General features: G+C 35.1%; 10 protein-coding genes and 1 riboswitch. Of the genes, 1 reads left to right on the plus strand and 9 read right to left on the minus strand.

What is annotated here, in order from left to right; translation table 11 throughout:
- Positions 1 to 12: 12 nt before the first annotated feature.
- The 9 genes from QNH20_RS21500 to QNH20_RS21540 all read right to left on the minus strand — a co-directional run bounded on the left by QNH20_RS21500 (position 13) and on the right by QNH20_RS21540 (position 10,341).
- Entirely contained in the window at positions 13 to 1,128 is a 1,116-nt protein-coding gene (locus tag QNH20_RS21500; RefSeq protein ID WP_283919975.1) for a glycosyltransferase family 4 protein, read from the minus strand.
- Between the two features lie 3 nt (positions 1,129 to 1,131).
- Positions 1,132 to 2,160 carry an NAD-dependent epimerase/dehydratase family protein gene (locus QNH20_RS21505; RefSeq protein WP_283919976.1) on the minus strand — a complete coding sequence of 343 codons (1,029 nt, stop codon included), beginning with the start codon at positions 2,158 to 2,160 and terminating at the stop codon, positions 1,132 to 1,134.
- A gap of 1 nt (position 2,161) precedes the next feature.
- Positions 2,162 to 3,484 (minus strand): UDP-glucose dehydrogenase family protein, encoded by a 1,323-nt coding sequence (locus tag QNH20_RS21510; RefSeq protein ID WP_283919977.1) that lies wholly within the window; start codon positions 3,482 to 3,484, stop codon positions 2,162 to 2,164.
- Positions 3,485 to 3,527: 43 nt separating this feature from the next.
- A complete protein-coding gene (locus tag QNH20_RS21515) occupies positions 3,528 to 4,682 on the minus strand; it encodes a glycosyltransferase family 4 protein (RefSeq protein WP_283919978.1) in 1,155 nt (384 codons plus the stop codon).
- A 165-nt stretch (positions 4,683 to 4,847) separates the two neighbouring features.
- The gene (locus QNH20_RS21520) at positions 4,848 to 5,612 is read right to left on the minus strand and encodes a tyrosine-protein phosphatase (RefSeq protein WP_283919979.1); all 765 of its coding nucleotides are present in this window, start codon (positions 5,610 to 5,612) and stop codon (positions 4,848 to 4,850) included.
- A 117-nt stretch (positions 5,613 to 5,729) separates the two neighbouring features.
- Complete coding sequence (locus QNH20_RS21525; RefSeq protein ID WP_283919980.1) at positions 5,730 to 6,422, minus strand: CpsD/CapB family tyrosine-protein kinase; 693 nt, start codon at positions 6,420 to 6,422, stop codon at positions 5,730 to 5,732.
- On the minus strand, positions 6,391 to 7,128 hold the full coding sequence (locus tag QNH20_RS21530) for a YveK family protein (RefSeq protein WP_283919981.1): 738 nt from the start codon (positions 7,126 to 7,128) through the stop codon (positions 6,391 to 6,393). The genes QNH20_RS21525 and QNH20_RS21530 overlap by 32 nt, the downstream gene beginning before the upstream one ends.
- An 83-nt stretch (positions 7,129 to 7,211) precedes the next feature.
- Entirely contained in the window at positions 7,212 to 8,327 is a 1,116-nt protein-coding gene (locus QNH20_RS21535) for a DegT/DnrJ/EryC1/StrS family aminotransferase (protein ID WP_481858113.1), read from the minus strand.
- A gap of 190 nt (positions 8,328 to 8,517) precedes the next feature.
- The gene (locus tag QNH20_RS21540; RefSeq protein ID WP_283919983.1) at positions 8,518 to 10,341 is read right to left on the minus strand and encodes a polysaccharide biosynthesis protein; all 1,824 of its coding nucleotides are present in this window, start codon (positions 10,339 to 10,341) and stop codon (positions 8,518 to 8,520) included.
- Between the two features lie 784 nt (positions 10,342 to 11,125).
- Here QNH20_RS21540 and QNH20_RS21545 point away from each other — a divergent pair.
- Complete coding sequence (locus tag QNH20_RS21545; RefSeq protein WP_283919984.1) at positions 11,126 to 11,494, plus strand: helix-turn-helix domain-containing protein; 369 nt, start codon at positions 11,126 to 11,128, stop codon at positions 11,492 to 11,494.
- 52 nt (positions 11,495 to 11,546) lie between these two features.
- A riboswitch (SAM riboswitch) is annotated at positions 11,547 to 11,663 on the plus strand.
- The last annotated feature ends 52 nt before the right edge of the window (positions 11,664 to 11,715 follow it).

Genomic DNA, 11,715 nt, shown 5'->3' on the forward strand with positions numbered 1-11,715 from the left:
CCTTATTTTCAATTAACTTTCATTTATTAAACTGTTATAAATTCTGTCATACTGTTGATGCATGGCCGTCAAGGAGTAATATTTTTGGGCGGTCCATCTGCATTCCTGCCCAATAGCTTCCAATGACGCTCTATCCATTTCGAGATATTGCTGCAATACCTGGATCCACTCTTGTTCCTCAGGAGGCACGGTTGGGATGAAATGGCTGTATTTCCCTATCTCTTTATGCGGGCCAATATCCGATATGATGATGGGCAAACCTATATACATGGCTTCTAAAACACTCACAGGGAGACCCTCCGCTAAAGAGGGAGATAAATAGATATCGGCTTTCTTTAATCTTGCAAACACTTCGTTTCGTGATATTAAACCAGTCATTTCTACCCTGCTGCTCATTTGATTGTTATTAATAAAATCTCGGATTCTTCCTTCTTTGTCTTCTTGGCCGATTAATACAAGCTTATAATTTTGTAGCTTTGCCAAAACCTTTAGTAAAAATAGATGATTTTTAAAAGGCGCCATTCTTGAAACGTAAATTAAAGTTTTTACATCTTCTTCCTTTTTTTCACACTTCATATCCTGAATAACGGAATCAATCCGTTCAAGATCCACGCCATTTGGTAACGGTACTATACGTTTACCTTTTATTTTTTTCATCCATTTAGGATAGCTGTCATAGGCTGTATGACTTACAATGGTTACTTTATTCGCCAAAATTGAATTTATGACACTCATAACCTTCCATTTTATATCCCGTAATTGGAAGGTGCTATGAACAGTAAAGAGCACCAGCTTATTAAAACCGGAGAAAATGGAAGCCATGTGAAAAACTAATCCCGATTTCGGCTGGTGCACGTGTATAGCAACTTGAATGCCATCCGTTTTATTTTGTTTACAGACTTTTGTAATAATCCGCCTAATTTTTCTAAGATTAAATCCGGTAAAAAAAAATTCAATGTTATCGGGCAAATGCTGAATCGTAACAGGCTTCGTTCTACTGCATACAATAACTGCTTGTTTGACATCAGGATATTTTTTATTTCGATATAAGACGAATTCATTAAATGGCATGCTTGTTTCAGAAATAGTATTCATAATAGTAACAATGCATTTTTCTTCCTTTTCCATTGTTTATCCCCTTATTTGATAAAAATCAGCGCCTTCCTCATAAAAATCTCGATACCATTGAACAAAACGATTGATTCCCTCTTGAATTGGAGTTTCCGGTTTAAACCCAGTATCCAACATTAAATCAGATACATTGGCATAAGTACAATAAACATCACCCGGCTGCATTGGGCAGTATTCTTTTTTAGCTTCTTTACCTACTGCACTTTCAATCGCCGTAATAAAATCGATTAATTTTTCTGAGTTGTTATTTCCAATATTATAGATTTTATATGGCAGCTTTTTCATTTGAAGTGCTGCCGAGTTTTCAATCAGTTTCATAACTCCGCTGATAATGTCATCTATATAAGTAAAATCACGGTACATATCACCATTGTTAAACACTTTTATCGGAAAACCCTTGATAATTGCTTTTGTAAAAGAGAAATACGCCATATCCGGCCTTCCATATGGTCCATAAACGGTAAAGAAACGCAAACCAGTTGTAGGTATTTGATATAAATGGCTATAAACATGGGCCATTAGCTCATTTGTTTTTTTGGTTGCACCATATAAGCTGACAGGAGATTCTGTTTGATCCTCCGTAGAAAATGGAATATTTTTATTAGCTCCATATACTGAGCTAGATGATGCATACAGAAAATGGTCCACCTGATGGGATCTGCACATTTCAAGAATATGATGGAATCCAACCAAATTGGATTGGATATAAACATCCGGATTTTCAATACTATATCTGACCCCGACTTGTGCAGCAAGATGAATGACTATATCTATTTTATTCTCCGTAAACAGTTGTTGAAGGTGCATCTTATCTGTTAAATCGGCTTTATTAAAAATAAAATTTTTGTATTGCATTAATATGTTTAACCGACTGTATTTAAGATTAACATCATAATAATCGTTAAGATTATCAACCCCAATCACATGACAGCCAAGTTCAAGCAGTTCTTTGGTTAGGTGCATACCGATAAAACCTGCTGCACCTGTTACCAAATAAATTTTTTCTTTGTTAATGGGTTTAAGCTTCATTTTATACACCTACACCATAGTATTTAAAACCTCGTTCATTAAGTTGTTTATTATTATAAATATTTCTTAAATCAAAGAAGTACTTGCCACCGTTAAGCCTTTGCAACTCATTAAAATCCAGGCTTCTAAATTCATTCCATTCAGTCAGGATTATTATCGCAGCTGTATTTTCTATGGCTTCATAGGCGGATTTACACCAAATTATTTTTTCTTTTATAAATTCAAAACGCCGTGTTCCCTCATTTTCTCCTGCCGGATCATATATCTTAAACTTTGCCCCTTCCTTTGCAAGCTCAGGCAGAATAACAAGTGATGGAGCATTTCTTAAATCATCTGTATTAGGTTTGAAGGTTACACCAAGAATAGCGAGAGTTTTACCTTCAACACTACCCATTGCATTAAGAATCTTATTTACCATTTTGAGTTTTTGTCTTTCATTTGCTTCTATGGTTGTTTCAATAAGTGAAATCATTTCACCATGATCTTTAGCAATTTTCGTAAGTGCAATTGTATCTTTTGGGAAACAACTGCCTCCATACCCTGGTCCTGCATGTAAGAATTTTGGTGAAATACGTCCATCCTGTCCCATAGCTCTTGCCACTTTTTGAACATCAGCCCCAACTTTTTCACAGACATTGGCAATTTCATTAATAAATGTTATCTTCATTGCAAGATAAGCATTTGCCGCATACTTAATCATTTCAGCAGTTTCAATGTTTGTTTCAACAAAGGGAGTTTCATTAATGTACAGAACTCTGTATACTTCTTTCATTATTTCAAGAGCTCTTTCACTTTCTGTCCCCAGTACTATTCGATCCGGATGAGTAAAATCACGGACAGCGGATCCTTCTCTTAAAAATTCCGGGTTAGAAACTACATCAAAAGGGTAATCTACATTTCTTTCATTTAATATTTCTTGAACCATTGACTTCACTTTTTGTCCAGTTCCCACTGGGACAGTTGACTTATTAACAACAACCTTATAGCCATTCATATGAGTTCCAATGTTTTTGGCTACATCCAAGACATATTGAAGTTCCGCACTTCCATCTTCTGCAGATGGAGTACCAACAGCGATGAAAATAACATCACTATTTTCTACAGCATCTTTGATATCCGTAGTAAAATTCAGGCGCCGGTAATAAAAATTCATTTGAACAATGGTTTCAAGTCCCGGCTCATAAATTGGAATGATTCCCTCGTTAAGCATGTTAATTTTTATCTCGTCAACATCAACACATGTTACGGTATGGCCAAAATCTGAAAGCATTGCTCCAGATACCAGACCTACATATCCTGTTCCCACAACAGCAATTTTTGTCATACCTATTCTCCTCCGTTAAATACCAACAAACTCCAGACAATGCTTATCGGGAAGCCAACAATTGTTTTTTTTCATTCGTAATATCGTAAATCCCCATTGCAGACAACATTTGTTTATTTACATGTTTAACATCAAACTTTTCCTTGCAATATTTAATGCTGTTTTCGCCCATTCTACTAATTTCTCCAGGATTTTGAATAAGATATTCCATATTATTTATTAAATCATCTGTATCCTTTGGTCTAGTCAACAAACCATTATACCCATGCTTTACCGTTTCTCTGCATCCAATAGAGTCGGTGGTAATAATAGCTCTTCCCATAGCCATCGCTTCTTGGATAGATCGGGGTACGCCTTCTCTGTAATAAGATGGAAGGACAAATATAGAAGCTTGAGAAATATACGGTCTAACATCATTTACATGACCGAGATATTTTACACATCCGTCACTTAATAGTTCATTTAATTCCTGTTCATTAATGGAGTTTGGATTTAAATCAATTGGTCCTAATAGTAAAAATTCCACATGATTATATTTTTGTTTTACATGATTTGCAGCATTTATATACTCAAACACTCCTTTATCTTTTAAAAGTCTAGCTGCCATGATAAAAACTGGTTTTGCAGGAAGTTTAACTGGTGTATATTTATTTAAATCAACTCCAGAAGAATTGACCCTTACACATTTATCCTCTGGTATGATTCGATTTTCAATAAGTTCTTGACGATCGTCTGGGTTTTGAACGAATACCAAGTTATTGTGCTTACAAGCATGTTTCAAAAGCCAAATGATTATTTTTTGCAAGAGTTTATCTTTTAAACTAGGATTGTCAATTTTACTGAATGTATAACCTAGACCTGGGAAAAGAGAATAAATACATTTTACATTACTCTTATTACCTGCCATAGAACCATAGATAACCGGCTTCATATGATAGCTAAAAATTATGTCTGGATTTTCCTTTTTAATAACTTTTAAAAGGTTAATATAATATTTCAGATCATTAAAAGGGTTTTTACTTGTCCGATGAAATGATATTTGGCAAAATTTCACCCCAATTTTTTCAAACTCTTCCAGAAAAATATTTTCAGGAGCTACAGCCACCACTTCATTTCCCTGATTTATGATTTCAATCATTAATTCACTTCTGAAATCAATTAGTGACTTTGTGTCTGAGGAAATAACAAGTACTTTCATTTTCCCCCCTCATTTCATGCTTTTTTAATGATTATTTTAAAATTAAAACAGGATAAGCCGCTTGCTTATCCTGTTTAATAATTTGAAAAATTTGGCTTTAGCTCTTCATCTTTTGTAAGCATTGACTTCTACTCTATTTCAGCCGATTCTGGTTACCCTTGACAACTAAAAAACACCTAATCTTTTCCGTTTAATTGGAATCGGCTTTTCAATATAAGGGTGTTGACCTCTTATGAGGAGCTCAGCATTCTCCCTGAAATAAAAGGTACGATCAATTCCAAATTTCTTTGTGATCATTTCATAAGCATCATGCAGGCAGAATCCTCTTGTCCCAATATTATGGGCATCTGTTGCTACAAAATGTGCCAAATTATGTTTGATGATTTTTTCAGAAAAGGATTTAACCTTTTTCCCAAAATGGCCGATAATGCTTCCTGAAGTTAGCTGCGTCAATGCCCCTTCTTGGACTAATGTAAATAGAAGATTATTATTCTCTAAAAAACTCCAGTTTCTCTCAGGATGAGCAATAATCGGTGTAATTCCTTTCAACAACAGCTCATAAACAACTTCCTGGGTATATGCTGGAACTTCACAAGAAGGAAGTTCTAATAATAAGTATTTACCCTTATCATCAAGAGTCAGTAATTCGTTATTTTTAAGTGAAATAAATATTTCCCGGTGGATCATTAATTCTTGGCCTGGATGGACGGTAAGTGGAATATTCTCCAGTTGTAAACGCTTATTGCATTCTAGTACCCCTTCCAAAATACTGCTCTTTGAATTGTCATAAAAGCCGTTTCGATGATGTGGTGTCGCGAATAGATGGGTTATTCCAGCGTCAACAGCTGTTTTGGCCATCACTATACAGTCATGAATTTGTTTAGGACCGTCATCAAATGAAGGAAGAATATGACAATGTATATCGATCATTCATACTGGACCCCCTAAAAACGAGAGATAAAAGAATGAAGTCCTTTTAACCTAGAGAGATTCTATTTATTTACTTCACCCCCCTCTTGATAAGTGCTCCGTTAGATGAGTAATTCTTTAACCATAATAGTCGGAGCTATAGAAATCACCTTTCGCCTTCACACCATTTACTACAACACCAAGTATTTGGGAATTTGCCTGCTCTAGTAACTCCTTCGCTTTCATTGCCTTTTCTTTTTTAGTTTTTCCACTGGCTATGACCAGAATGACTCCATTGCATTTACTCGCCATAATCTGTGACTCTGTAACCAGAAGTATTGGAGGAGTATCAAAAATAATATAATCATATAGAATTTTTAGTTCATCCATGATGATCTCCATAGATTTTGAATTTAATAGTTCAGATGGGTTAGGAGGTATACTGCCGCTTGATAAAATATCTAAATTAGGGATATGTGTCTTTGATATTGCTTCAACTAAGGCTATATCCTTTGTCAAAACAGTTGTTAATCCATCAATATTACTAACGTTAAATGTATAATGAATGGATGGCTTCCTTAAATCTCCATCAACAAGCAGCACCTGTTTTCCTTGCTGTGCCAGTACTATGGCCAAATTGGCAGATGTTGTAGACTTCCCGTCCGAGGGCTCTGGGGATGTAATTGCTATTGTTTTTATTTCTTTATCCACTGAGGCAAAATGTAAATTATTTCTTATCAGCCGATACTGTTCCGTAATGGGCGATTTCAAATTATGATATGAAATTAATTTAACTTTTTTATTGACTTTTTTTTTCAACCAACTGGCCAATAGTTTCACTCCCCAATTTTTGGGATACTGATTTTTCCATCCCTTTTATATCATTTTTTGATATTTCTTTAATAGACCCAAGAACAGGAAGACCCAGATATACGGCAACATCTTTGTCATCTCTCAGTGTATTGTCCAGTAAATCCAACACGAGTGAAAAAGCAATTCCAGCCAGCAAGCCTGCTGCAGTTGAGATAGCAATATTTAATAATGCATTAGGTTTAACGGGTACAGGTTTCTCATTTAATTCCGCTTTTGCGAGAATACTCACGTTATTGACGTTCATAATATTTGGGATTTCTTTTTGAAAGATTTCAGAAACTGCATTGGCAATTTTTACTGCCTCGGCCGCCTCGCGGTCTTCAACAACTAAAGTAAAAACTTGTGAGTTCTCTTGACTTTTAATTATAAGATTTTCATTAAGCTCCGCCACACTTTGTTTGAGATTCAGCGTATCGATAACTTTTTCCAATATCGCTGGACTTTTTATGATTACACTGTACGTATTAATCAAATCAACATTGCCTTGTAAAAGTCTGATATCAATTGGAGCGTCAGAACTGTTCTGATTCACAAGAATTTGTGTAGATGCCTCATATACAGGTTTCAAAATATAAAAAGAAACAATCATCCCAATTAAACCTGCCAACAAAGTTGTTAGTAAAATTAAATTCCATCGCTTTTTAAGCGTCTTTACTATATCCATTAAACTAAAAGTGCCCTCCATGTTTTCCTCCATTTATAAGTTCCAAAAATAGCTGGAAATAATATTTTTAATAGAATAAACGATTAATAAGTTTTTTTAATTCTCCTTTTTAAACAGATAATCACTCTCATTTGATCCTCCAATGTCATGCTTGAACCGGATGGCAAGCAAATCCCTGTTTTAAAAAGTTTTTCTGAAACACTCTCATTTTTGTTATGTGAATAGTACTTGCAATTCCTAAAAATCGGCTGCATATGAAGAGGCTTCCAAACATTTCTTGCTTCTATATTCTCCGCCTCTAAGCAGTCAAGTAAGTCTCTAATAGAAACATCGGTTTTACCTATATCAATTGTTAAAGCAGTCAGCCAATGAGTCGAAAATGTGCCAGCTAATTCCGGCATAAAAGAAACTCCAGGCAGGTGCGCTAATTCCTGCTGATAGGTCTTAAAAATAGCCCTTCTTGCATGGATTCTTTCTTTCAATAGTCTTAACTGAGTTCTACCGATTCCAGCCAAAATATTGCTCATTCGGTAGTTATAACCGATTTCACTATGCTGATAATATGGGGCAGGGTCCTTTGCCTGATTCGATAAAAATCGAGCTTTGCTTATTGCCTCAGAATTATTGGAAATAAGCATGCCGCCGCCAGAAGTTGTAATAATTTTATTGCCATTAAATGAAAAGATTCCAAACTCTCCAAATGTCCCGCTTGCTTTTTCTTTATATTTAGCTCCGAGAGATTCTGCCGCATCTTCAATGATAGGGACACTGTATTTATGACAAATGGAAACAAGCTCATCTATTCTCGCGGATTGTCCATAAAGATTAACGATAATGACAGCTTTTGGCAGTTTACCGCTAGAAACAGCAGCTATAAATGCTTCCTCTAACGCTAAGGGGGACATATTCCAAGTATCCGGTTCTGAATCAATGAATACGGGCACTGCTCCCTGATACAAGATAGGATTAGCAGACCCAACAAAGGTTAGACTTGAGCAAAATACAGTATCTCCTCGTCGAACATCCAATAAAGAAAGTGCCAGATGAATCGCCGCGGTTCCTGAACTCACGGCAATCGCATCATTAACGCCTATATAACTGGCTATTTCCTTTTCAAATGCCTCAACATTTGGGCCTAGTTGAGCAATCCAATTCGATTCGAATGCCTCCTGGATATAATTCATTTCCTCCCCACTCATATGGGGAGGGGAAAGTAGAACTCTACTTTTCTTCGTTGTTTGCAACAAACTATACACCTCCAATACTTAAACCGTAGCTAAAAATATCACTGCCATATTCTTTTAATCTCTTCATTATTCTTTCCAAAGTGCTTTGATTTTTTAAAATTATGTTCTGCAATAGCCTCTGAAGTTAATTGAAAAATTCCGCTTAAATTGAGACAGAAACTTTTGACTTTCCCTCTTGTTGATTAGTAAGCTGAATAAGCCTTTCCCTAATTTCCTCTTTTTTCATGCCAGAGAAGAATGAAAGGAACTCTTCAATTTCTTGAATATATAGTTTTGAGGTTTTACCAATATAAATTTGCGGGTAAATTTGTTTTTCCTGTTCTTCATCTTCTTTTAATAGCTCTTCAAATAGCTTTTCTCCCGATCTGATTCCGGTGAATTTTATCCCGATATCCTCTACAGAGTTTCCGGATAATATAATGAGATTTTTAGCAAGGTCGACAATTTTAACAGGCTCCCCCATATCCAGTACAAAGATCTCCCCGCCCTTGGCCAGGGCACCAGCCTGAATTACAAGTCTTGAAGCTTCAGGTATTGTCATGAAATAACGAACCATTTCTGGATGAGTTACAGTAACAGGGCCACCCTGTTCAATTTGCCTTTTAAATAATGGAATAACGCTTCCTCTGCTCCCCAATACATTGCCGAAGCGAACGGTGACAAACTTTGTACTGCTCCCTTTATCCATAGACTGAACAATCATTTCTGCCAGTCTTTTCGTTGAACCCATAACACTAGTTGGATTAACTGCTTTATCAGTGGAAATCATAACGAAGGTTTTAACTCCATACAAATTGGCTGCCTTCGCCACATTCATCGTGCCAATCACATTATTCTTTACTGCTTCTTCAGGGTTGAGTTCCATCAGAGGTACATGTTTGTGTGCTGCAGCATGATAAACAACATCTGGCTTATGAACCCTTACAACCGATTCCATTTTCTCCGCATCTTGTAAATCAGCAATTTCTGTTATAAATTCGATAGGCAATCCACTATAGATTTCTTTTAGTTCCATATCAATTGAATAAATACTGTTTTCTCCATGTCCTAATAGAATTAATTTTTTTGGATTAAATCGGCATATTTGGCGGCAAATTTCTGAGCCAATAGATCCGCCGGCACCAGTAACCAACACCGTTTTACCTTTTAGGTATTTTGAAATCGATGCAATATCAAGTTCTATTTGTTTCCTGCCTAAAAGGTCTTCCACCTGGACGTCTCGGAATTGACTAACTGAAAGCTTTCCAGTTACCAAATCTTCCAGCATCGGAAGAATTTGAGTTTTAGCAGAAGTTTTTATACATTCTTGAAAAATAGTAGTTAGCTCTCTTCTACTTAATGAAGGAATAGCAATAATAATATTTTCGATACGTAGGTTTGGGACTACTTCTTTTATGGACCGCACCCCGCCAACAACCGGCATTCCTAAAATATCCAATTTTTGTTTATGAATGTCATCATCAATAAATCCAATCGGAAGAAGATCTGCTTCTTGATTTTTTAGCAGCTGCCTCGCAACCATTGTTCCTGCTGCTCCGGCACCTACAATGAGCGTTCTCTTTTTATTCTCTGTCTTGTTCATAAAGGAATCACGGTACAATCTCCAACAAAACCGAGAACTAACAATAAATAATAAATGAAGTGACCAAGTAACAACCAGCAACCTAAATTGTATTTCATTAGTTAAAATTTTCTGTATAAAAGCAGCTACAAATATAGAAAAAGTAACCACCTTAAAAATTACTAATAGTTCTCCGATGCTGGCATATTCCCATACTTTTTTATAAAGTTTTAGAATTAATGAAAGGATGTGGTGACTCATGATGAGTGCTAAAGAAGTTACAACTATCGGAGGTGTAATGACATGGACAGTAGCATTTACTAAAAATCTGCTAAAAAAAATTGCTGATAAGACAATCAATGAATCCAAAGAGAAAAATAATGACAGCCTTTGTTTATAAGTCATATCCTCCCTCCTTTCTCGAATCTGATTGTTTTTAAACTGTTCCTCAATGGCTTCATTTTTTTAATTGAATTCTTTCATTATAGGGCCTTTATGAGACCTTACAATGAAAAATTTCAATAAGATGGGCATCTAACCCCTCCTCACATCACACTCTCGACGACCAGCGTCTAAGGTCTATTTCAACCCACAATATGACCGAGTGCCTTCATTGATAGTGGTTAGAAGACATCACCAATTTATAAAAAAAAGAACATTTACGTGCTTACCAAAGAACAACCAGAATAAAAAAATTCAAATTTATCTTTTTGTTCTTTACTAGATAAAAAATTATCCTTCAAAGTATATTAAATTTGTTCTTTAAAAATAACTTATCGAAAAAAATAAATTCCCTCCGATAAAAGTGTATTTCTATACCCCAATGATAATTCTTAATAAAGAACAAGTCAATCCGTTATTTTCTTGCATTTTAATCGTAAAACACTGTTTTTTAATAAGATAACATACCAAAAATAAAGTAAAGACTTCATTTAGTGTTTTTTCTGTCCTTCATTAATTATTTATAATAAATCTACCTTCCTACAGCAAAAACGTTCTTTAAAAAGAACTTCCTATGATTTATAATATCAATAATGGAAAAAAGTTTAGCTTTTTTTATTGAAAGCGATTAAAAAGCATCTTCTTACTGCGTATCATTTTATAAAATACCTATCAGCTACAACGGTGTCCTTGGAAACTTTGCAATCCTTTATACATATAAATTAAATTTGTTTATAAGGAGATGCCTATGATTGGAAACCGAATTAAGAAACTAAGGAAACAAAAAGGCTATTCCCTTACAGGGCTAGCTGAACTTGCCAATGTCTCTAAATCCTATTTGAGCAATATTGAGCGGAGTCTTAATAAAAATCCATCTATTCATTTTTTAATGAAAATAGCGAAACCTTTAGATGTTTCGATTGAATATTTACTTACTGGAATCGACAAAGCAGAAGATCAATTGAATAATAATGGGAAAGTGCTTTTGGATAATGAGTGGAAGCGAATAATTGAAAAGGCTATTAATGATGGGATGAATAAAGAGGATTTTAGAGAATATATCAACTTTATTAAATTTAAAAACTGGGAAAAAAATAATAAGAATAACAAAAACTGATTGACAGTATGCCCGCTTTGTAGTAAATTTTATAAATAATCTAAATATTGATTTCTTATCAAGAGAGGTTGAGGGAATGGCCCTGTGACGCCTCAGCAACCTTCAATGATGTCAATCATTGAAAAGGTGCTAAGTCCTGCAAATTTTTAACTAATTTGCAAGATAAGAAGAATGACAATTTGGTCGTGTTTTTCAAAAGTCTTCTTCTTAAAGAAGGCTTT

It is taken from the genome of Neobacillus sp. WH10 (assembly GCF_030123405.1).
GTDB lineage: Bacteria > Bacillota > Bacilli > Bacillales > Cytobacillaceae > Neobacillus.